16 protein-coding genes and 1 pseudogene are annotated in these 23,892 nt (G+C 48.9%); 9 read left to right on the top strand and 8 right to left on the bottom strand.

The features are described from left to right. The first annotated feature begins 88 nt into the window (after window positions 1-88). Window positions 89-1,099: an NAD(P)/FAD-dependent oxidoreductase gene (locus tag C5I45_RS17885; RefSeq protein WP_014304310.1), complete on the top strand. Its 1,011-nt coding sequence runs from the start codon at window positions 89-91 to the stop codon at window positions 1,097-1,099. 54 nt (window positions 1,100-1,153) lie between these two features. Here C5I45_RS17885 and cobA read toward each other — a convergent pair whose 3' ends face one another. From cobA to C5I45_RS20030, 4 genes are all read right to left on the bottom strand, one after another. Further along, window positions 1,154-2,593: a uroporphyrinogen-III C-methyltransferase gene (gene cobA / locus C5I45_RS17880; protein ID WP_014304311.1), complete on the bottom strand. Its 1,440-nt coding sequence runs from the start codon at window positions 2,591-2,593 to the stop codon at window positions 1,154-1,156. Window positions 2,594-2,659: 66 nt separating this feature from the next. Further along, complete coding sequence (nirD, locus tag C5I45_RS17875) at window positions 2,660-2,980, bottom strand: nitrite reductase small subunit NirD (RefSeq protein WP_003156597.1); 321 nt, start codon at window positions 2,978-2,980, stop codon at window positions 2,660-2,662. A gap of 20 nt (window positions 2,981-3,000) precedes the next feature. After that, window positions 3,001-5,418, bottom strand: a complete 2,418-nt coding sequence (gene nasD / locus C5I45_RS17870) for an NADPH-nitrite reductase (RefSeq protein ID WP_014304312.1) — start codon at window positions 5,416-5,418, stop codon at window positions 3,001-3,003. A gap of 118 nt (window positions 5,419-5,536) precedes the next feature. After that, window positions 5,537-5,701 (bottom strand): molybdopterin dinucleotide binding domain-containing protein, encoded by a 165-nt coding sequence (locus C5I45_RS20030; RefSeq protein WP_370648487.1) that lies wholly within the window; start codon window positions 5,699-5,701, stop codon window positions 5,537-5,539. Window positions 5,702-5,814: 113 nt separating this feature from the next. Here C5I45_RS20030 and C5I45_RS17860 point away from each other — a divergent pair, with 113 nt between their 5' ends. The 6 genes and pseudogenes from C5I45_RS17860 to C5I45_RS17835 form a co-directional block, all read left to right on the top strand. Further along, entirely contained in the window at window positions 5,815-7,017 is a 1,203-nt protein-coding gene (locus C5I45_RS17860; protein ID WP_014304313.1) for a GTP-binding protein, read from the top strand. 64 nt (window positions 7,018-7,081) lie between these two features. After that, the gene (locus tag C5I45_RS17855; RefSeq protein ID WP_107994550.1) at window positions 7,082-8,218 is read left to right on the top strand and encodes a zinc-dependent alcohol dehydrogenase; all 1,137 of its coding nucleotides are present in this window, start codon (window positions 7,082-7,084) and stop codon (window positions 8,216-8,218) included. Between the two features lie 14 nt (window positions 8,219-8,232). Further along, window positions 8,233-8,667 (top strand): RDD family protein, encoded by a 435-nt coding sequence (locus C5I45_RS17850; protein WP_003156592.1) that lies wholly within the window; start codon window positions 8,233-8,235, stop codon window positions 8,665-8,667. 117 nt (window positions 8,668-8,784) lie between these two features. Continuing rightward, entirely contained in the window at window positions 8,785-9,060 is a 276-nt protein-coding gene (locus C5I45_RS17845) for a YckD family protein (RefSeq protein ID WP_369719109.1), read from the top strand. After that, window positions 9,002-9,280 carry a family 1 glycosylhydrolase gene (locus tag C5I45_RS20280; protein WP_107890409.1) on the top strand — a complete coding sequence of 93 codons (279 nt, stop codon included), beginning with the start codon at window positions 9,002-9,004 and terminating at the stop codon, window positions 9,278-9,280. The genes C5I45_RS17845 and C5I45_RS20280 overlap by 59 nt, the downstream gene beginning before the upstream one ends. Continuing rightward, window positions 9,279-9,497: pseudogene (locus C5I45_RS17835) on the top strand (family 1 glycosylhydrolase); the annotation flags it as partial. The gene C5I45_RS20280 and the pseudogene C5I45_RS17835, both read left to right, overlap by 2 nt. Before the next feature lie 40 nt (window positions 9,498-9,537). Here C5I45_RS17835 and C5I45_RS17830 read toward each other — a convergent pair. The 4 genes from C5I45_RS17830 to hxlA form a co-directional block, all read right to left on the bottom strand. Further along, complete coding sequence (locus tag C5I45_RS17830; RefSeq protein WP_003156589.1) at window positions 9,538-9,936, bottom strand: competence protein ComJ; 399 nt, start codon at window positions 9,934-9,936, stop codon at window positions 9,538-9,540. 21 nt (window positions 9,937-9,957) lie between these two features. Beyond that, entirely contained in the window at window positions 9,958-10,395 is a 438-nt protein-coding gene (locus C5I45_RS17825) for a NucA/NucB deoxyribonuclease domain-containing protein (protein WP_003156588.1), read from the bottom strand. 358 nt (window positions 10,396-10,753) lie between these two features. Continuing rightward, window positions 10,754-11,311: a 6-phospho-3-hexuloisomerase gene (gene hxlB / locus C5I45_RS17820; RefSeq protein WP_014304318.1), complete on the bottom strand. Its 558-nt coding sequence runs from the start codon at window positions 11,309-11,311 to the stop codon at window positions 10,754-10,756. Beyond that, a complete protein-coding gene (gene hxlA / locus C5I45_RS17815) occupies window positions 11,308-11,943 on the bottom strand; it encodes a 3-hexulose-6-phosphate synthase (RefSeq protein ID WP_014304319.1) in 636 nt (211 codons plus the stop codon). The genes hxlB and hxlA overlap by 4 nt, the downstream gene beginning before the upstream one ends. A 231-nt stretch (window positions 11,944-12,174) precedes the next feature. Here hxlA and C5I45_RS17810 point away from each other — a divergent pair, with 231 nt between their 5' ends. Together C5I45_RS17810 and srfAA are read left to right on the top strand one after the other, a co-directional pair. Further along, a complete protein-coding gene (locus C5I45_RS17810; RefSeq protein ID WP_014304320.1) occupies window positions 12,175-12,537 on the top strand; it encodes a transcriptional activator HxlR in 363 nt (120 codons plus the stop codon). A gap of 588 nt (window positions 12,538-13,125) precedes the next feature. Next, window positions 13,126-23,880 carry a surfactin non-ribosomal peptide synthetase SrfAA gene (gene srfAA, locus C5I45_RS17805; RefSeq protein WP_107994549.1) on the top strand — a complete coding sequence of 3,585 codons (10,755 nt, stop codon included), beginning with the start codon at window positions 13,126-13,128 and terminating at the stop codon, window positions 23,878-23,880. The last annotated feature ends 12 nt before the right edge of the window (window positions 23,881-23,892 follow it).

Raw genomic sequence — 23,892 nt, 5'->3', positions numbered from 1 at the left:
CACTGCTCCTCAATATGTGTTATACTTTCATTGATATTGATTCTCAATTAAAAAAGTATGAAGTATAGATATAACGGGAGGCACAACGATGGCGGAAAATCATGAGGTGTACGACGTCACGATTATAGGCGGAGGCCCGATCGGCCTGTTTGCGGCTTTTTATTGCGGGATGCGGGAGCTGAAAACGAAAGTGATCGAGTTTTTACCGCGGCTCGGGGGAAAGGTGTCTATGTTTTTTCCTGAAAAAATCATCCGTGATATCGGCGGAATACCCGGGATTGCCGGGGAACAGCTGATTAAGCAGCTGAAGGAGCAGGCGGCGACATTTGAGCCGGATATCGTGTTGAATCAGCGGGTGGCCGGATTTGAACGGCTGGAAGACGGAACCATTGTGCTGGAAAGTTCCGAAGGGGAAAAGCACTATACGCGCACGGTGATTTTGGCCGTCGGCATGGGGACGCTTGAGGTCAATGAACTTGACAGCGCGGATGCGAGCCGTTATTCAGGAAAGAACCTTCATTATAAGGTGGAGAAGCTTGATGCGTTTCGAGATAAGCATGTCGTGATTTCCGGAGGGGGAGATACCGCGGTTGACTGGGCGAATGAGCTGGAACCGATTGCGGCGTCTGTTACCGTCTTGCACCGCCGTGAGGAGTTTGGCGGTTTGGAAAGCAGCGTGGCGAAAATGAAGCGGTCTTCCGTGCGGGTGCTTGCGCCGTATCGTCTGAAGCATCTCAACGGCACCGGGGAACGGATCGAGAGCGTCACCGTTTGCCAAACTGAGTCCGGACTTTCTGAAGTCATCAAGCTTGATGAGCTCATTATCAACCACGGGTTTAAAATTGATCTCGGTCCGATGAAGGACTGGGGGCTTGAGATAGAAGAAGGCAGGATTAAAGCTGACAGGCATATGCGCACGAATCTTCCGGGCGTGTTTGTCGCCGGTGACGCCGCCCATTATGAAAGCAAGCTCAGACTGATTGCCGGCGGTTTCACGGAGGGGCCGACCGCAGTGAACAGCGCCAAAGCCTATTTGGACCCGCAGGCGGATCAGATGGCGATGTATTCGACTCATCATAAAAAATTGGTGACACAATAAAAAAGGGCTGCCCCCCGATGCTGGGTCCGGGGGTCAGAAAAGCATTCCGGCGTATCAGCTGTGAACGAGCATGTCTTTCATTTCATTTCGTATAAACGCAAATAACTGTTCCTGATTTTTCACGGCGGTAAACCCGCAGCCGGCGGGGAGGTCTTCGCCCATGCAGATGACGGGAGGGCGGTTTCCTCTCGGGTTCGGTGATATGCCGATTTGTTTTCCGGCGCTGATCAAATGCTGAGCGGATTCTTTGCCCGTACAGATAATCATTTGCAGAGGTGACTCACTGATCGTGCGTTCGATCATGGAAGTGAATCGCTCATCCGCGATATGTTCATGGGTGATATAAAACGGGCATGATTTTGAGTCTGGCAAGTTTTCTGCTGCTTGACGGCTCCCTACAATGAGAGAATGCGGAGAATCATTTTGCCATTCGGATAGGAGAAAGCCCCGTTTTGTCAGTTCCGTCTTTGCGGCTTCGGTCGCTGCATTCAGGCATGCGGTCACCCGGCGGATGTCGATCTGCTTGAAAGCCAGTGTGTCAAAGAATTCGCATACCGCAAGGCGTGATGTGAAAAATAGTTGTTCAAAGGTGCTGATCTGTTTCAGGATGTTTTCGTTTGCGGGCATTTTTTTAACGATCCGCTTCGGCCATTCAATAACATCGGCGCCATACTCGCGCAGCTTGTCTGTCAATGTATGTTCATCATCCCCATGAGTGACCACCATGATATGCCGTCCGATGAACGGTTTGCTTTCAAACCAGCTGTGTGTTTGAAAATTGACAATATCACCGATGACGATAATGGCAGGGTTGGTGATGTTTTGGCTTTGAACTTTTTCATGGATATCCTGAAGCGTTCCTTTAACGCTCCGCTGCCGTCCCCACGTCCCCCATTGAATGACGAGTACGGGAACGGAAGGGGATTTTCCGTACTCCATAAGCTTCCTGCATATAAATGACAGATTTTTAACGCCCATGTAAAACACAAGCGTTTGAACGCTTCGGGCAAGCCCTTCCCAGTCGAGATTCGGCCTGCCGTGCAATGATGTATCATGAGCGGTGATCATCGCGAAGGACGAAGCGAAATCACGATGGGTGACGGGGACTCCCGCATACAGCGGCGCTGCAATTCCCGAGGTGATGCCGGGCACCATTTCGTAGCGGATGCCATGCTGATGAAGCGCCTCTGCCTCTTCGCCGACCCTGCCGAACACACTTGGATCTCCGCCTTTCAAGCGGACGACGGTGTAGCCCTCCGCCGCTTTTTCAATCAGCAGGGCATTTATCTCAGACTGTTTCATAAAATGGCGGTCGGGCAGCTTTCCGCAATAAATGAACCGGCAGTCCGGTGAGGCGTATTCTAGAAACTTTGGGTTTGCGAGCCGGTCATACAAAATGATATCCGCTTTCTCCAGAGCCTGTTTTCCTTTTACGGTGATCAGCCCCGGGTCTCCTGGTCCGGCACCGACAAAGTATACGATTCCGTTTTTCATGATGGCGTCATCCCTTCAGCAATTTAAAAAATGAAGGACCACTTGGAAAAGTGATCCGGTCTTTGATCAATACAGGAGGTATACATTCTCTCCTTCGATCAGTGTTTCGTATGTTTTGACACAGCCATGATCCGGCTCTTGGACTTTTCCGTCTTCTAAGGAAATCTTCCAGTCATGCATCGGACAGAAGACGTATTCTCCGCTGACGATGCCTTCAGCCAGGACGCCCCCTTTATGGGGACAGCGGTTTTCGACGGCGCGGACGCTCCCGTCAGAAAGCTTAAATACGGCAAGCTCTTTATCTTCTATATATACGGTTTTTCCTAACTCCTCGGGTAATTCGTTTACATTGCCTATGCAAACCTTTGTCATATCTTTATTAACCATGTCCGTTCCCCCTTACTGTTTTATGAAGTCGTGACGACATTTTCGAATAGATCTTTAGAAGCTTTTTTATCTTTAAGGAAGTATTGCCACGGATCTTTGTGGACAGAGAGTGTCTCATTCATTCTGTCGTTGAGCTCCTGCCGTTTTTCCGGATCGTTTAATACGGATTGGACATGAGATAAACCGACGCGCTCAAGCCATGCGGATGTCCGCTCCAGATAGTTTGCCGTTTCTCTGTAGTACTGAAGGTAAGCACCCGCGTATTCTAAGACTTCTTCATTCGTTTTTACTTTCATCAGCAAATCACCGGCGCGCAAATGGGTTCCGCCGTTTCCGCCGACATAAAGCTCCCAGCCTCCGTCGATGCCGACAACGCCAAGGTCCTTAATGCCTGATTCCGCACAGTTCCGCGGGCAGGCGGACACGGCCATTTTAACCTTATGAGGCGTATTGAGCCCTTCGAATTTTTTCTCAAGCGCAATACCCAGTGCCATGGAGTCTTGTGTGCCGAAGCGGCAGAATTGTTCGCCTACGCACGTTTTTACCGTGCGGAGTGTTTTTCCGTACGCGTAGCCTGACGGCATATCAAGCTCGGCCCATACTTTCGGCAGATCTTCTTTTTTAACGCCGATGAGATCAATTCGCTGGCCGCCGGTCATTTTAACGAGCGGGATCTCATATTTGTCGACGACATCGGCGATCTTGCGGAGATCTTGAGAGTTGGTTACGCCCCCGTACATCCGGGGAACGACTGAGTATGTTCCGTCTTTTTGAATATTGGCGTGCATCCGTTCGTTCACAAAACGGGATGTTCTGTCATCCTCGTATGTAGCCGGATTAATCATGCCTAAGTAGTAGTTGAGGGCAGGCCGGCATTTGGAGCAGCCTTCCGGCGTTTTCCAGCCGAGCACGTTCATGATTTCTCTTGTATGTGAGAGCCCTTTGGCTTTGATTTCTTCTACGACTTCATCTCTCGACAGTGAGGTGCAGCCGCAAATCGCTTCTTTTTGCGCGGATGAGTCAAATTCTGAGCCCAGTGTATATTGAAGAATGTCTTCTACGAGCGGTTTACAGCCTCCGCAGGAACGGGATGCCCCGGTGCATGCTTTGATTTCGTCCGTTGATGTGCAGCCTTTTTCCTGAATGGCTTGAATAATCGCACCTTTTGAAACGCCGTTGCAGCCGCAGATGATTTCATCGTCGCTCATCGCCGCGGTCATGCTTGCGCCTGCTTCCTGATCAAGAGGCTGTAAGATTGATATTTTGGAGGTTTCAGAGATATCTGCTTCTTTTTGAATCATAGAAAACAGGCGGTTGCCTTCGCTGCTGTCTCCGAACAAAACAGCGCCGACAATTTGATTGCCCCTCAGGACGATTTTTTTATAAATGCCGTCCTGTTCATCGAACACTTTTATTGCCTTTTTGTCCTCTGATTCATCAAAGTCGCCGGCAGAGAAGACCTCGACGCCTGATACCTTTAATTGAGTGGAGAGAACGGAGCCTTCGTACGGTTTTGTTTCAATGCCGCAAATATGTTTGGCAAGCACTTTTGCCTGTTCATAGAGCGGCGCCACAAGACCGTATGCGATTCCGCGGTGCTCGGCACATTCACCGACCGCGTAAATGTGCGGAATTTCAGTCTGCATATAATCGTTGACAATGATTCCGCGGTTTACCGGGATGCCGCTTTCTGTGCCAAGCTGTGTATTCGGGCGGATGCCGACCGCCATGACGACCAGATCAGCTTCGATGCTTGTGCCGTCTTTAAAGCGTACGCCTTCGACACGGTCAGTACCGAGAATTTCTTCGGTTTGTTTTTCAAGGAAAAAGGTCATGCCTTGTTTTTCTAACTCGTTTTGCAGCAGGCGTCCCGCCGCTGCGTCAAGCTGGCGCTCCATCAGGAATGGGGCGAGGTGGATGACAGACACGTCCATGCCGAGATTCAGCAGTCCGCGCGCGGCTTCCAAACCCAGCAGTCCGCCGCCGATGACGGCTGCTTTTTTATATTGTTTTGACGCGGCGAGCATCGTGTCGGTATCTTTTATGTCCCGGAATGCCGTGACGCCTTGTTTGTCTGCGCCCGGAATCGGAAGGATAAAAGGGACAGAGCCTGTCGCCAGAATGAGTTCATCGTAAGGCTGGATTCTGTCTGCATCGGTGATGACGGTTTGGTTTTCCGTGTCGACTTTGATGACTGTTTCACCGGTATACAGCTGAATGTTGTTTTCTTTGTACCAGTTCCAATCGTTTAACGTAATGTCTTGAATGTCGGTATCGCCTTGCAGCACTTTTGACAGAAGGATTCGGTTATAGTTGGGATGAGGTTCGGCCCCGAATATTGTAATCTCAAATTCGTCTTTTGAAACACGCAGTATTTCTTCAATCGCTCTTACCCCGGCCATTCCATTTCCAACAAGGACTAGCTGTTTTTTTCCCATCAGATGATCCGCTCCTTATCTTTGTTTTTTTCAGCGTAGCACAGCAAAAACAAATATTTAAGATGCATGTTATGAAATGTAACAAAAAATACGAAAAAATCTAAAAATTTTATGAAAATTAGATAGGGCTGATTCGTACCGCACACATCTTAAAACCGGGCATTTTACAGTCCGGATCCAAGGCTTCACCAATTAAATCGTTGACGTTTTGCGTGTCAGACCAATGGATGGGGACAAACAACGTGTGATGTGTCTGACTTTTACTTGATTTTAAACGGAGAATACATCAAAATAAATAGTAACGATTACGATTTAAAACTATGTACATCATGATGAAAATAAGGCAGTTGCGAGATATAAATCGTAATCATTCTATTTTGTCAGGGGGCTATTGATATGAAAAAAATTCCGGTTACAGTATTGAACGGCTATCTTGGTGCCGGAAAGACGACCGTTTTGAATCATATTTTACAAAACCGCAACGGTTTAAAAATTGCCGTCATCGTCAATGACATGAGCGAAGTAAATATAGACGCGGGCTTGGTGAAGCAGGGAGGCGGTTTGTCAAGGACGGATGAGAAACTTGTAGAATTATCCAACGGCTGTATCTGCTGCACGCTGCGTGAAGATTTATTAGTCGAAGTTGAGAAACTCGCGAAAGACGGCAGGTTTGATTATATTGTCATTGAATCAACAGGGATCAGCGAACCGATTCCAGTTGCCCAGACATTTTCTTATATAGATGAAGAAATGGGCATTGATCTGACAACATTCTGCAGGCTGGACACAATGGTGACCGTGGTGGATGCAAACCGCTTCTGGCATGATTTCCAGTCCGGTGACAGCCTTCTTGACCGGAAGGAAGCGGCGGGAGAAGAGGATGAACGGGAGATTGCCGATTTATTAATTGACCAAATCGAGTTTTGTGATGTGCTCATTTTAAATAAATGCGACATGGTGGGCGAAAAAGAGCTTGAACAGCTGGAAACGGTTCTTCGCGCATTACAGCCCCGTGCCAGACTGATCCGGTCCGTTCGCGGAGAAGTGCCCGCCGAATGCATATTGAATACCGGTTTATTTGAGTTTGAGGAAGCGAGTTCATCAGCAGGATGGATAAAGGAACTGACGGTAGGTCATGAAGCGCACACTCCGGAAACGGAAGAGTACAGCATCACTTCGTTTGTGTACTCGCGGCGTCTGCCGTTTCATACCGTTCGTTTTGACAGCTGGCTGCATCAATCAATGCCTGACAACATTGTGCGCGCAAAAGGAATTGTTTGGTGCGCAACCCGCAACAGCCTTGCGCTGCTGATGTCTCAGGCGGGTCCGGCGGTTTCGGTTGAGCCTGTTTCTTATTGGGTGGCGGCAATGCCGAAACTTGAGCAGGAGCAGATCAAAAAGCAGGAACCGGAGATTCTGGAAGATTGGGACGACCAATTCGGAGATCGTCATACGAACTTGGTGTTTATCGGAACAGATTTAGATGAAGCCGCCATTACAAAGGAATTGGATCAGTGCCTGCTCACGCCGTCTGAGTTCGATTCCGACTGGTCGCAGCTTGAAGATCCTTTTCAATGGGATATTCAGCGGGCCGAATAACATACCGGCCAAGTTTAGAAGCAGGTGAAAAGGGAAGGAGTGATGAAAAAGGAGCTGACCAAGTGTGAAAGCATTGACATACCAAGGAAAAGAACATATGGAGGTGAAAGAAGTCCCGGCACCCGCCATTCAAGATGAGAGAGATGTCATCGTTCGAATCACCGCAACCGGGATATGCGGTTCAGACCTTCATTTATATAAAAACGGAATACCCGCCGATCCGGGTTATATTGTCGGGCATGAGCCGATGGGGATCGTTGAAGAAACGGGCAGTCAAGTCAAAAAGCTGAAAAAAGGCGACCGGGTCGTGATTCCTTTTAACATCGGCTGCGGAGAATGTCATTACTGCAAGCACCAGATGGAAAGCCAGTGTGATGAATCAAATCCAAATCCTCATACAGATGCCGGCGGTTTATTCGGTTTTTCGGAGTTTAACGGTAATTATCCCGGCGGGCAGGCTGAATATTTACGTGTTCCTTTTGCTGATTTCTCTTCTTTTCTGGTTCCGGCAGACAGTGAGCTTGAAGATGAGCAGGTGCTGCTTCTGTCAGATGTCATGCCGACCGCCTTTTGGAGCGTTCAGCACAGCGGAGTGAAAAAAGGAGATACAGTCGTTATTTTGGGATCAGGTCCGATCGGCTTAATGGCGCAAAAATTCGCGTGGAAAAAAGGAGCTAAACGGGTTATCGCAGTTGATCAAGTCCCGCATCGCCTTGAACATGCGAGACGCATAAACGGAGCAGAGACCTTCAATTTTTCAGAACATGATGAGATCGGGAAACTGCTGCATGAACAAACGTCAGGGGGCGCGGATGTAGTGATTGATTGTGTCGGAATGGACGGCACGCTGCTTTCAAAAGAAAAAGCAGAGCAAAAACCGAATCAGTTCGGAACGATCAGCCCGATTCTTATAGCATCAGAAGCCGTTAAGAAGTTTGGAACCGTGCAGCTCACGGGCGCATACATTTCTGAAGCGGACGGCTTTCCGCTCGGTGATTTTTTTACACGCAACGTTTCTTTAAAAATGGGCCAGGCACCCGTTATTCATCTGATGCCGATGCTGTATCAAATGATTGAACAAAATGAAATTGATCCGACGGATATCATTACACACAAAATGAGTCTTGCGGAAGCTCCTGCTGCATATGATATATTTGATAAAAAAGAAGATGGCAACATTAAAGTGATTTTGAAGCCATAGCGAGGGGAAACATGATGAATATTTACAGACCGGCGGGATTTTGGATCAGATTGGGAGCCGTTGTACTCGACTATTTAATTACTTCAGTGCCTTTGGCGATTATTTTTATGCTGGCAACAGGAAAAGACCCGAATGAGAGCGCAATGATCAGCATCATTTTGACTCTTTATGGAATTTTGCTCCCTGTATACTGGAACGGCTATGTTATCGGCAAAAAGATCTGCGGTATCCGCATCGTCAAAAAAGACGGAACCCAGGCAGGCTTTCTTACTATGATTTTGAGAGTGCTTGTGGGCGGCCTGATATATGGCGTGACGTTTGGAATCGGTGTGATCGTGAGCGCATTCATGGTCGGAATGAGAGAAGACAAACGGTCAATCCACGATTTTGTAGCGGGAACGTATGTCACATACGCACTGCCGGACGAATCGATTGAAAAGAGCGAATAATTTCGCTCTTTTTTTTGCATAAAAAATGGATGAGGAAGCAACATATAACAAACGTTAAAGGAGGAAAGAGTCATGAAAAAAGCTGCATTGTCTTTAGCTGCGTTTTTCATTACAGCAATGGTTTTCACAATGCCGGCACACGCCGAAACAAAAATGCCTTCAACAATGTCACTCACGGAACAGCAGAAAAAAGAAATTGAATCACTTGAAAAAGAAGTGCTCGAAAAACGCAAACATGTCATATCCAAATATGTTGAGTACGGGGTCCTGCCGAAAGAAAAAGCAGAACATATTAAACAGCATATGGACAGGCGCTTTAATATGATGAAACAAAATGGCTTTGTCCCGAAGCCTCCGCCTCATAAATTGGAAAAGCGGCATCATCATTCTTAAGCATCCGGCAAGCCGGATGCTTTTTTGTTTTTATCGGGATTGCTCTGAAATGCGTTTCAAAACGTATGATATCAATATCATACGCATCAGGAGGATGAAACACATGATACATAAAAAACAGGGTCTGTTCCCTGATACATTTCTATGGGGGTCAGCTTCGGCTGCCTATCAGGTTGAAGGAGCTTGGAATAAGACGGTAAAGGACCTTCAGTATGGGTGAACTGTGCAGAGAGGCTATTAGTGACGGAGTTCATCTCATCGGCTGCTGCAGCTGGTCATTCACGGATCTGTTTAAGCTGGCTGAACGGCTATCAAAAACGCTACGGTTTTGTGTATATCAATCGAGATGAAGAAGATGAAAAAGACTTGAAACGGATCAGGAAAACAGTTTTTATTGGTACCAGAATGTAATTGAAACAAACGGTAAAAGTTTATAAAAGTTCCCTGAGAGAAATATGATTCTCTCAGGGATTTCTTTTACATTGCGTCTGCATCAATAATATACGTATCCGCATGAAGATCGGATATTTCGGCAGGCACTGAATAACAGGTAAGGCTGTATCGGCCTTTCGGAATATTAAAGAAAAGCCGCTTTGACATCACGCTTTCAATCTCAATTCCATCTTTTACAACCTCAAAGGGAACAGTCGCTTTTTTCTCATAGGATAGTACCGGTTCACTTGTGTTAAGCCTGAAGACGATAAATGCCCTCGTATTTCTCCTTGCTTCGAATGAAACAGCTCCGTCAGCTTCCGCATATCCTTTTTCAATGGCTTCATCGGTCCAATCGATAACAGGCGGTTCTGAATCTTTTTGGAAGATTGTAAATTGATGATACGAAATGGCCAGTTCTTGCGGTTTCCATGATTTATTCAATACGCTGTTCCTCCTGTTTTTTTACTTGATTTTAAATAATACTCTCGTTCCGTCGGGATCATTGGTAAGCTGGTGTCCGACCCAAGAGCCGGCTCCGCGGTTGTCTGCCGGAGAAATATATTCTACGGAGGCATTGTTTCCGCCCTGTTTACAAACCGCCATCGGCCATTCATCCCTATCGTATCCCGTTTTGACAGGCACATGTTTAAGAGATTGCTCACGCCGCTTATGTACTCCGTCTCTGTCAATGGTGCATATGCTGGAATGACCTTCTTTTATCGCGTCCTTAATATGCTTTGCTGTTTCCGGATATCGATCGGACGGAAATAGGATTACTTTGTCGTAATCACTCTTCTGAACGGTCTGCTCGTTATCTGAGAAAAGATCACCCTTGATCAGGGCCGCGACTGCTCCGGCAATGATGATAAGAACAAGCAGCAGTGCTTTTAATGTTTTCAAGAGTATCAATCACCTCCAGTTTTAAATTGCTGTAAAGCTGGTCCAAGAATAAAGCAGAATCGGCCGGCTGTAAAGCTGTTAAAATATATTTCTCAGCCGCAATTCAGCTGAATATCTGTAAAACCATCCGCACAAATCAATTTTATTCATTAAATATCCGATCAGAAAGTGTTTTTTGCCGTTTCCCTATTCAGAAATGAACGGTTGCGGCCGTATCGTCAATTGACTTATTATAGCGATAAGCTCACCGGCAGGATATCTTCGTCTGCGAGTGTCCGACCCGAAAACCTTGGCCTGCATGACCGTGCGCAACAAGACGATAAAAAGACGGCCATCTGATAAGAAGGCCGTCAGCAAATCATTCCAGATTTGCATGCTTTGTAAACATGTCTGCTGAATTCAGTTCTTTTTTCTCCATGATTTTTAGAATAACCGCATCGTAAAACAGCAGAAGAGTTTGTTCGAATAAAGAACCCATCGGCTGAATCGTCTTTCTGTCTCCGCCGGTCTCTTCCTTAGGAGAGCCGGGAATCGTTATCGTAAGATCCGCAAGTTTGCCGAGACTTGAATCGGGGTTAATCGTTAATGCAGTGATGATGCCGTTAAGGCTTTTGGCTTTTTCAGCTGTATGAAGCAGACTTTTTGTTTCGCCTGAGCCTGAGCCGATGATGACGAGACCGCCTTCTTGGAGGGGAGGGGTAAGCGTCTCACCGACGATGTAAGCGTTCAGGCCGATGTGCATCATCCTCATGGCGAACGCTTTAGCCATAAAGCCGGAACGCCCCGCTCCGGACGTGAAGATTTGATCTGCCGATAAAATCTCATCTGCAAGCTTGTCAGCTTCACTGTCGGCTATTAATGCTGCGGTGCGGGATATTTCATTGAGTATTTCATGTAAGTATTCAGTCGTTTTCATGATCCTTGTGAAATCAGCTGTTTCATTTTAGCAGCAGCATCCGCTTTATTGTCAGCTCCCGTAATGCCTCCGCCGACAATGATTAAATCTGGGTTTTGTTTGATGGCTTCAGGAAGCGTATCAAGTTTAATGCCTCCGGCAATTGCGGTTTTAGCGCTCTTGACCGCTTTTTTAATCGCCGTCAGTTCCTCGAATGAATTCTTTCCTTCTGCTTGAAGATCATAACCTGTGTGAACACAAATATAATCAACACCGAGTTGGTCAATTTCTTTTGCCCGTGTTTCAAGGTTTTTTACGTTAATCATGTCGACGAGAATTTTTTTCTGCTGTTTTTTTGCTTCGGCAACCGCCCCTTTGATCGTTGAGTCGTCTGTCGCTCCTAAAACGGTGATGATGTCGGCGCCCGCTTCTGCCGCTTTCATGATCTCGTAGCCGCCTGCATCCATGATTTTAAGATCGGCAAGCACTTTCAGGTGAGGAAAGGCTGATTTCATTTCCTGTACGGCTTTCAGGCCTTCATTAATGACAACGGGAGTGCCGATTTCTACAACATCTATATATTGTTCGACCTCTTTCACAAGTTCAATTGCTTCCGGGATATTCACTAAGTCTAATGCCAGCTGTAATTCCACTTTATATCCACTCCTCTTTTTCATGTATTTACATTCTATAGAGTGCCCCGCATGTTGAGAAGTACGCACTTTGAAGTCTAATAGTTACTTTGAGGATACTGTCCCCGCAGGCAATGCGCTTTGTTTCAGCAAAACTGCGTGGTAGTATAAACTGATGAAAGTTGTGTAAAAAAGTAAGCGTGTATGAATAGATGATGAACGTACAAAAAGTAAGAGGAAGGAGAATGGCCCGTGAGCCGAATGGATGAGAAAACGTTTAATTGCGAAAAGGAATTGACGCTTGCCGTGATAGGCGGGAAGTGGAAAATGCTGATTATGTGGCACCTGGGAAAAGAAGGAACAAAGCGGTTTAATGAGCTGAAAGCTTTAATTCCGGATATTACGCACAAAATTCTTGTGAATCAGCTCAGGGAGCTGGAGCAGGATCTGATCGTTCACAGGGAAGTTTACCCTGTCGTCCCTCCGAAAGTGGAGTACTCATTAACGGAGCAAGGAGAGACCCTTATGCCGATTTTGGACGCCATGTATAAGTGGGGAAAAGAATATATGGAATTAATCAACATTGATAAAACTGCAATAAAGGAATCTTTTTGAAGCGCTCTATGTAAAATAGAGTGCTTTTTTTGCGGTTTAATGAAATCATATTGCGAACGATTAAATCTCCTGTTTCGGTTCTTGCGCTGTTTTTTCCCCATCAGCTCATATATGAAAACTATTTTCATTCTGCCATAACTGGATATTCGAGAGATTTATACTATAGTTTAAAGATTTTTAATTTTACATAAATAATATTTTTAAAAATAAATTGCGGGATGCCGCAAAATACCCTCTGGAATTGTCGGAATTTTTTTCGGTGTGCCGAATGAAACTTTTCACCCATTTTTCGGTGATAAAAACAATAATTTCATATAAAGTGAACGTAAGTAGATATATAGTAATTCATGAAGAAATAGGTAAACCCTGTTGCTTACAAACATTGGATTCTTGTCTTGATTTCTCATAAATTTGAGCCGCATTTCGGACTGTGCGGGTGAGTGGATTGCGGATTTCGGCGGTGATTGAATCGGGATCGTTTTGGAGGTAAGTGGTTCTTTTGGCTTGATAATGAGTTAGGGACATTGAGGGAGGCTGTTTCTAAGGGAGAATTGACAATTTTATCTTAAAAAGGGGAGGCGCACACATATGGAAATAACTTTTTATCCTTTAACAAATGCTCAAAAACGTATCTGGTATACAGAAAAATTCTATCCGAACACAAGTATTTCAAATCTTGCCGGGTTCGGGAAACTCATTTCTGACGACGGCGTACAGGCTCATTACGTTGAGAAAGCGATACAGGAATTCGTCCGGCGGTATGAGTCGATGAGAATCCGTCTGCGGCTTGATGATGAGGGGGAGCCCGTTCAATATGTGAGCGATTACCGTCCGCTGACTATCGAACATACAGACATCAGGCAAGCCGGCTGCTCTGCGGAAGAGCTGTCAAAATGGGGACGTGACGAGGCAAGCAAGCCTCTGGCATTATATGATCAGGATTTATTCCGTTTTTCCGTGTATACCATCAGCGAAAATGAGGTCTGGTTTTACGTTAATGTGCATCACATTATTTCAGACGGGATTTCCATGACGATTCTGGGCAATGCGATTACTGATATTTATTTGGAGCTTTCGGGCGGAGCAAGTATGGAACAGACGGAGATTCCTTCCTTTATCGAGCATGTGCTGACTGAGCAGGAATATGTGCAGTCGAAGCGGTTTAAAAAGGATCGGGATTTTTGGAACGGGCAGTTCGAGACCGTGCCGGAGCTTGTGTCCCTGAAACGGAGCCAGGCAGATGCGGGTCTTGATGCGAAACGGTTTTCTCAAGAAATTCCTCACGACTTATATGGCCGCATTCATTCATTCTGCGAGGAGCATAAAGTCAGCGTACTATCTCTGTTCCAATCAGCTTTGATCTCTTATCTCTACAAAGTGACCGGCCGGGATGACGTTGTTACGGGTACGTTTATGGGAAACCGGACAAATGCGAAAGAAAAGCAGATGCTCGGGATGTTCGTATCTACGGTTCCTGTGCGGACAAGCGTTGACGGAGGACAGTCGTTCTTGGAATTCGTTAAAGGCCGGATGAAGGATCTGATGAAAATTCTCCGCCACCAAAAGTATCCGTATAACCTGCTTGTCAATGATTTGCGCGCTTCGAAAAGTTCGCTGAGCAGATTGTTTACGGTGGCTCTGGAGTACCAGGTGATGCAGTGGCAGAAAAAAGAGAATCTGTCCTTCCTGACAGACCCTATTTTCAGCGGAAGCGGTACAAATGATATTTCGATTCATGTGAAGGAACGATGGGACACTGGGAAATTGACGATTGATTTTGACTATCGCAGCGACATATTCAAGGGAGAGGAGATTGTATCTGTTTCTGAACGTTTGATCACGCTGATTGAAGATGCGATTTCATCTCCTGATCGCATAATTGATGAGCTTACTCTTCTTTCTGAATCCGAGAAAGAGCGGCTGTTGACACGGGCCTCAGGCAATCCGGTGAATTACCGCGGGGAGATGACGATACCGGGGCTGTTTGAAGAGAAAGTGAAGTCACTGTCTGACAAACCGGCGGTGGTGTATGAAGGCCGAACATTGTCCTATCGCACATTGCATGAACAGTCAGGCCGAATTGCCGGACGTCTTCTTAATGCCGGGATATCAGCCGATTCTCCTGTCGCGGTGCTGCTTGGCCGTTCTGAGCGTGTTATTGCGGCAATATTGGGAATTTTGAAAGCGGGCGGCGCCTATGTGCCGATAGATCCTGACTTTCCGGCGGATCGGATTCAGTACATTTTGGAGGACAGCGGAGCGAAGGCTGTTCTGACAGAGGCCGGAATACAGGCGCCTGCAGCGGATGCCGAACGGATTGATTTTGACGAGGCTGTTCAGTTTGAAACGGCTGCGGACGGTGTCAGTACACAATCAGACCGGCTGGCTTACATCATCTACACGTCAGGTACAACGGGGCGGCCGAAAGGCGTGATGATTGAGCACCGGCAAGTTCATCATCTGGTGCAATCACTGCAGCAGGAGATTTATCAATGCGGTGAGCAGACATTAAGAATGGCGCTTTTGGCTCCGTTTCATTTTGATGCGTCCGTCAAACAGATTTTTGCCTCGCTTCTTTTGGGACAGACGCTTTATATCGTGCCGAAAACGACTGTAACGAATGGCTCGGCACTGCTGGACTATTATCGTCAAAACCGGATTGAAGCCACTGACGGAACCCCTGCGCATCTGCAGATGATGGTTGCGGCGGGAGATGTCAGCGGAATTGAATTGCGCCACATGCTCATTGGGGGAGAGGGCCTGTCCGCCGCTGTTGCTGAACAGCTGATGAACCTCTTTCATCAATCGGGCAGGGCGCCGCGTCTGACGAATGTCTACGGGCCGACAGAAACGTGCGTAGATGCGTCCGTGCATCAGGTGTCAGCCGATAACGGAATGAATCAACAGGCGGCGTACGTTCCGATCGGAAAACCGCTCGGCAACGCCCGTCTGTATATATTGGATAAGCACCAGAGGCTTCAGCCCGACGGGACGGCCGGTGAGCTGTATATCGCGGGTGACGGTGTAGGCCGCGGCTATTTAAATCTTCCGGATTTGACCGCAGAGAAGTTTTTGCAAGATCCGTTTAACGGAAGCGGCCGCATGTACCGCACGGGTGATATGGCGCGCTGGCTGCCGGACGGGACGATCGAATATATCGGCCGTGAAGATGATCAGGTGAAAGTCCGCGGCTACCGTATTGAGCTGGGAGAAATTGAAACGGTGCTCAGAAAAGCTCCGGGGGCGGCGCAGGCCGTCGTGCTGGCACGGCCGGATCAGCAGGGCAGCTTAGATGTTTGCGCATATATCGTTCAGGAAAAAGGAACCGAGTTTCACCCTGCCGAGTACAGGGAGTATGTGTCCAAGCACCTTCCTGATTACATGGTGCCCGCTTACTTTACAAAAACGGACGAAATTCCGCTCACGCCGAGCGGGAAGGCGGACCGCAAAAAGCTGTTTGCGCTTGATGTGCAGGCTGTCAGCTCATCCGAATATGCCGCGCCGAGAAACGAAACGGAGGAAACGCTCACCGTCATCTGGCAGGAAGTCCTCGGAATGGACAAGGCGGGTATTTATGATCATTTCTTCGAGTCAGGCGGTCATTCATTAAAGGCAATGACGCTTCTGACGAAAATTCATAAGCAAATGGGCGTTGAAATTCCGCTGCAATACTTGTTTGAGCATCCGACGATTGCGGCGCTTGCCGATTATGCGGAAAACCGAAACGAAGGACCGGCATTCAGGGCGATTGAGCCGGCTGAGAAGCAGGCGAGCTATCCGCTTTCGCTCGCTCAGCAGCGGACTTATATCGCGAGCCAATTTGAAGATGCGGGAGTCGGATATAACATGCCGGCTGCGGCCGTGATTGAGGGCGCTTTAGACCTTGAAAAGCTCGAGCGTGCATTTTCTGCCTTAATCAGCAGGCATGAAGCGCTCAGAACATCGTTTCAATCGGAGGACGGCACGCCGAGACAGGTGGTTCACGAACATGTTCCGTTTCATATTGAAATGATCGAAGCGCGCGGAAGAACGAATGAACAGGTCATGAAGGACTTTGTGCGCCGTTTTGATTTATCTGAGGCGCCGCTGTTCAGAATCGGCCTGCAAACGCTAGGTCACAATCGCCATATGCTGCTGTTTGATATGCATCACCTGATTTCTGACGGGGTGTCTATTTCCATCATGCTGAAGGAACTGGCTGACATCTACGGCGGAAATCAGCTGCCTGAATTGCGCATTCAATATAAAGATTATGCCGTATGGCAGGCGGAACGGGCGAAAGAAGGCTACAAGAAGGAGCGGGCGTACTGGAAAGAAGTCTTCAGCGGCGAACTGCCGGTGCTTCAGCTGCTCCCTGATTATCCGCGGCCGCAAGTGCAAAGCTTTGAAGGTGACCGCGTGTCCGCCAAGCTGCCGAAAATGCTGCGGGAACGGCTGCAGAAGCTTGCCGAGAAAAACGGAGCCACCCTTTACATGGTGCTGTTATCGGCATACTATACGCTGCTTTCTAAGTATTCGGGACAGGAAGACATCATCGTGGGAACACCGTCAGCGGGAAGAAATCACTCTGATACCGAGGGGCTTATCGGGATGTTTGTCAACACGCTTGCGCTGCGAAGCTCCGTGAAGCAGGATCAGACATTTGCCGGCTTGTTAGGTCATGTGCGCAAACAGGTGCTGGACGCGTTTTCCCATCAGGATTATCCGTTTGAGTGGCTGACCGAGGAGCTGAACGTGCCCCGGGACATGAGCAGGCATCCGATATTTGACACGATGTTCAGTCTGCAAAATGCTTCGGACGGAATTCCGGAGATCGGCAACCTGACGCTGTCTCTTCATGAAACCAACTTCAATATCGCTAAATTCGATCTGACAATGCAGGCCCGGGAAACAGCGGAAGGCATTGCGCTCGATTTGGATTATTGCACGAAGCTGTTTAAGCGCTCAACTGCGGATCGCATGCTTGCGCACTATGTCCGTCTGCTGGAGAACGCGGCAGCTCATCCGGATGCGAAAATCAGCGAATATGATCTGCTTTCTGAACGGGAGGCTTTGAACCAATTACAGCGGTTCAATCCGGAGCGCACGGCATACCCGAAAGAGCAAACGATCGTGCAGATCTTTGAAGAACAGGCCCGAAAGAACCCTGACCGGACAGCTCTTCAGTTCGAAGGGGATACTCTGTCGTATCAGCAGCTGAATGAACGCGCCAACAGGCTTGCGCGGCATATTCTTTCGGTCGGAGGCGGCGGGGAAACCGCGGCTGTTTTATGTGAACGGTCAATGGACATGATTGTTTCCATTATGGCTGTGTTAAAAGCGGGGTCCGCCTATGTGCCGATTGATCCTGAGCATCCGGTTCAGCGGATTCAGCATTTCTTCCGCGACAGCGGGGCGAATGTGCTCCTGACTCAGCAAAGCCTCAAGCCGCTTGCGGAAAAGGCCGGTTTTCAAGGCGTCATTGTGCTTGCTGATGATGAGGCGAGCTATGAAAAGGACTCTCGCAATCCAGCATTGCCGTTTGATTCCAAAACGATTGCCAACCTCACGTATACATCAGGCACGACGGGAACGCCGAAAGGAAACATCGTCACACATGCCAACATTTTGCGGACGGTAAAAAACACGAACTATTTGACCGTTTCTGAAGAGGACACAGTGCTCGGTCTGTCAAACTACGTCTTTGACGCTTTTATGTTTGATATGTTCGGTTCGCTGTTAAACGGTGCAAAGCTTGTGATCGTCCCGAAAGATACGGTGCTGGACATGTCGCGCCTGTCCCGTGTGATCAAACGGGAGAACGTCAGCATTCTGATGATTACGACGGCTCTGTTCCACCTGCTTGTTGATATGGAGCCGTCCTGTCTGACGACGCTTCGGAAAATCATGTTCGGGGGCGAAAGAGCGTCTGTAGAACATGTCAAAAAGGCGCTGGCGGCAGTCGGAAAAGGAAGACTGCTTCATATGTACGGTCCGTCGGAAAGCACGGTGTTTGCGACATACCATCCGGTGGATGTCATTGAAGAGGATACGCTCTCCGTTCCGATCGGTAAACCGGTCAGCAATACGGAAGTCTTTATTATGAACTCAGCCGGACGCATTCAGCCGGCGGGTATCGCGGGAGAGCTGTGCGTCAGCGGGGAAGGTCTCGTAGAAGGCTACTACAACCGTCCTGAACTGACGGAAGAAAAATTTGTAAAGCATCCGTTTAAGGAAGGTGAACGGATGTATAAAACGGGCGACTTGGCCAGATGGCTTCCGAATGGCGATATCGAGTTTATCGGACGCATCGACCATCAGGTGAAAATCCGCGGTCAGCGGATTGAGCTTGGCGAAATTGAGCATCAGCTTCAAAGCCATGATCAGATTCAGGAATGCATAGTGCTCGCTGTGGATCAGGGCGCGGGTGACAAACTTCTTTGCGCGTATTTTGTCGGCCTCAGGGAAATATCTTCCCGGGAGCTGAGGGAGCATACGGCGAAGGATCTTCCGGCTTATATGATTCCGTCCGTCTTTATTCAATTGGATGAACTGCCTCTTACAGGGAACGGAAAAATCGACAGGCGGGCGCTGCCGATGCCGGATGTGACCGCAGCGAATGCCGTGTCATATACGGCGCCGCGCAATGAAACAGAAAAAAAACTGGCGGATATTTGGGCTGAGGTGCTGCAAATGGAACGGGTCGGCGTCCATGATCAGTTCTTTGAGATCGGGGGCCACTCGTTAGCGGGGATGAAACTGCTGGCCCTTATCCAGAAGACATTCGGCGTGCAGCTTACCTTAAAGGACCTGTTCACTTCTCCGACGGCTGCTGGGCTGGCGCAGCTGATTGAAGGGGCTGAGCGGAAGGCGGCTGAGAGCATCGCACCGGCTGCGGAGCGGGAAACGTATCCGGTTTCTTCACCGCAGAAGCGGATGTTCGTGCTTCAGCAGCTGGAAGGCGCTGAAACAAGCTATAACATGCCGTCTGTGCTCCGTTTAAAAGGAAAGCTTGATGCAGAAAAGCTGAAATCCGTCATGAAACAGCTGACAGAACGCCATGAAGCCTTCAGAACGACATTTGACATAAAGGATGGAGAAACGGTTCAGCGTATATGGGCGGAAGCTTATATCGACATGGAATATTATGAAGCCTCTGAAGAAGATGCTGAACGGATTATTCAGAGCTTTATCCGGCCGTTCCGTCTGGATCAGCTTCCTCTCGTCAGAACGGGGCTGGTCAAGCTGGCTGAACATGACCACCTGCTGCTGTTTGATATGCACCATATCATTTCGGACGGCGCTTCAGTCGGCGTGCTGATAGATGAACTGTCCCGCTTGTATGGCGGCGAAACGCTTGAGCCGCTGCGGATTCATTATAAAGACTATGCGGTATGGCAGCAGAAATTTATTCAATCAGAGCAGTACCGCAAGCAGGAGGAGCATTGGCTTCGGGAGCTTGACGGCGAGCTTCCGGTATTGACGCTGCCGGCTGATTACAGCCGTCCGGCCGTGCAAACCTTTGAAGGAGACAAGCTGGTCTTTTCTCTGACTGAGGAACAGACGTCGGCTCTTCGCAGTCTTGCGAAACAAACGGATTCTACCATGTACATGGTGCTCCTGGCGTCGTACAGCGCCTTTCTCTCAAAACTGAGCGGACAGCATGACATCATTGTCGGCTCGCCGGTTGCGGGACGGTCACATGCGGATCTCGCAAACGTCATCGGTGTTTTTGTGAATACACTCGCGCTTCGTACGTATCCGGAAGCGGACAAAACGTTCACGGACTATCTTAAAGAAGTGAAACAAACCGCTTTACATGCATTTGACGCGCAGGATTATCCGCTTGAAGACCTTCTGCAAAAGGTTGAGGTGCAGCGTGATACGAGCCGAAATCCTCTGTTTGATGCGGTATTCTCAATGCAAAATGCAAATGCTGAAGATCTGGTCATGGAAGGAATTGAGCTGAAGCACCATCCGTTTGACAGAAAAACAGCCAAGTTTGACCTGACGCTGACGGCTGAGGACACAGACGAAGGCTTAACGTTTGTGCTTGAATATAACACCGCGCTGTTTAAACCGGAAACGGCAGAGACGTGGAAGCATTATTGGCTTCAACTGTTAAAAGCCGCAACGGAAAATCCGGCTGCGAAGCTTTCTGAGCTTTCCTTGGTGAATGAAACAGAAAAACAAGCCCTCCTCAATGCATGGAAAGGAAAAACACTCTCTGTGCCGCAGGACAAAACGGTTCACCGTCTCTTTGAAGAAACGGCCGCCCGATACGCGAACCGGCCGGCCGCGGCATATAACGGCGCGAAATGGACGTACGGCGAGCTGAACGCAAGGGCGAACCGGATCGCGCGCATTCTCATGGACTGCGGCGTCACGGCTGACGAACGTGTCGGCATTTTGACGAAACCGTCCTTGGAAATGGCCGCGGGCGTACTCGGCGTCCTGAAAGCGGGCGCGGCATTTGTGCCGATTGACCCCGACTACCCACAAGAGCGGATCAGCTACATTCTGCAGGACAGCGGCGCCAAGCTTCTTCTCACACAGGAAGCGCTGGACGTGCCGGATGGCTACACAGGAGATACGATTCTGCTTGACGGCGGACGCTCCATTCTGAGCCTGCCGCTTGATGAAAACGATGAAGCGAACCCGCAGACGGAAACAACGGCGGATCATCTCGCTTATATGATTTACACGTCAGGAACGACCGGACAGCCGAAGGGTGTCATGGTCGAACACCATGCGCTGGTGAACCTGTGCTTCTGGCATCACGACGCATTCGCCATGACGGCGGATGATAAAAGCGCCAAATACGCGGGCTTTGGTTTTGACGCCTCCATCTGGGAGATGTTCCCGACATGGACCATCGGCGCGGAACTTCACGTCATTGACGAAGCGATCCGGCTGGATATCACCCGCTTAAATCACTATTTCGAGGAGCACGGCGTGACCATCACCTTCCTGCCGACGCAGCTGGCCGAACAATTTATGGAGCTGGAAAATACCTCTCTCCGCATGCTTCTCGTCGGCGGCGACAAGCTGAAGCGGGCGGTGAAACAGCCGTACACGATCGTCAACAACTACGGCCCGACGGAAAACACCGTCGTCGCGACAAGCGGCGTCATCAATCCTGAGGAAGGATCGCTTTCGATCGGACGGGCGATTGCCAATACGAGAGCTTATATTCTCGGCGACGGCGATCAGGTGCAGCCGGAAGGCATTGCCGGTGAATTGTGCGTGGCCGGCCGCGGTCTGGCACGCGGATACCTGAACCGTGAGGAAGAAACGGCGAAGCGGTTTACCGCAGATCCGTTCGTGCCCGGCGAGCGCATGTACCGGACCGGCGACCTCGTCAAATGGAACGCGCAGAGCGGCATCGAATACATCGGCCGTATCGACCAGCAGGTCAAAGTGCGGGGCTACCGGATCGAGCTTTCAGAAATCGAAGTCCGCCTCGCCCAGCTTGCGGACGTTCATGACGCAGCGGTGACGGCGGTGGAAGACAAAGCGGGCAATACCGCGCTTTGCGCCTATGTCGCGCCTCGGCAGGACGATATTGAAGCGCTCAAAGCCGCGCTGAAAGACACGCTTCCGGACTACATGGTGCCGGCGTTCTGGGTGGAGATGGACGAGCTTCCGGTCACCGCAAACGGAAAGATTGACAAAAAAGCCCTGCCGGAACCGGACATTGAAGCGGGAAGCGCCGCTTATAAAGCGCCGGAAACGGAGATGGAGACGCTGCTTTCCGACATTTGGGAGGAAGTGCTCGGTCTTGATCAGATCGGCGTAAGCGATAATTTCTTCACCCTCGGCGGCGACTCGATCAAAGGCATCCAAATGGCGAGCCGCCTGAACCAGCACGGCTACAAGCTGGAAATGAAAGATCTCTTCCAGCACCCGACCATCGAAGAGCTCGTCTCTTATGTGGAGCGGACGGAAGGCAAGCAGGCCGATCAGGGACCTGTCGAAGGCGAAGCGGAGTTAACGCCGATCCAGCGCTGGTTCTTTGAGAAAAACTTCACGGACAAACACCACTGGAATCAATCCGTCATGCTTCATGCGAAAGACGGCTTTGATCCGGAGATAACAGAAAAAACATTACATGTCCTGACGGTGCACCATGATGCGCTCCGGATGATTTATCGTGAACAAAAACCGTATTACAGAGGGCTTGAGGATGCGTCTGTTGAACTGAACGTCTTTGAGCTGAACGGACCTGCTGAAGATCATGAGGACCGTATCGAACGGGAAGCAGACCGTCTTCAAAGCAGTATTTCACTGGAAACAGGACATCTGCTGAAGGCCGGGCTCTTCCGGGCTGAAGATGGAGACCACCTTCTTCTCGCAATCCATCACTTAGTCGTGGATGGTGTATCTTGGCGGATTTTACTGGAGGACTTCACGTCCGTTTATACGCAGCTGAAACAAGGCAATGAACCGGCGCTGCCTCCGAAAACACATTCATTCGCCGAATTTGCTGAGAGAATCAAAGAATACGCAAATACGAAGGCGTTTCTGAAAGAAGCGGATTACTGGAGGGGGCTTGAGGAGAAAGAGGTATGCACTCAGCTTCCGAAAGACAGGCAGTCTGGCGATCAGCGCATGAGACATACGAGAACGGTCAGTTTCTCTCTGACGCCTGAACAAACTGAACAGCTGACGACAAACGTACATGAAGCCTACCATACGGAAATGAACGACATCCTGCTCACGGCGCTCGGACTGGCGCTGAAAGAGTGGACGGGTGAAGACACGATCGGCGTTCATTTGGAAGGCCACGGGCGCGAAGACATTCTTGACGGCCTGAATATCACCCGGACGGTCGGATGGTTTACGAGCATGTATCCGATGATCCTTGAGATGAAGCACGCCGACGATCTTTCATATCAGCTGAAACAAATGAAAGAAGACATCAGACACATCCCGAACAAAGGAGTCGGCTACGGCATTCTGCGTTATGTAACGGCGCCTGAGCATAAAGAGGGTCTTTCATTTGAGATTGATCCGGATATCAGCTTTAACTACTTAGGCCAGTTTAATGAGATGTCGGATTCCGGCTTATTTACAAGATCCGGGATGCCGTCAGGACAATCGCTGAGCCCTGACACAGAGAAGCCGAATGCGCTTGATATTGTCGGATTTATAGAAAATGGGCAGATGACGATGACGTTTGCCTATCATTCTCTCGAATTTCATGAAAAAACCATTCAATCGTTCAGTGACAGCTTTAAAGGGCACCTCTTGAAAATCATAGATCACTGCCTGGCCCAAGACGGACCTGAGCTTACGCCTAGCGATCTTGGCGATGATGATCTGACGCTTGATGAACTTGATAAATTAATGGAAATTCTCTAACAGAAAAGACAG

The organism is Bacillus sp. ZY-1-1, from assembly GCF_003047165.1.
Taxonomy (GTDB): Bacteria; Bacillota; Bacilli; order Bacillales; family Bacillaceae; genus Bacillus; species Bacillus velezensis.
This window is presented reverse-complemented; position numbering and strand designations above follow the sequence as displayed.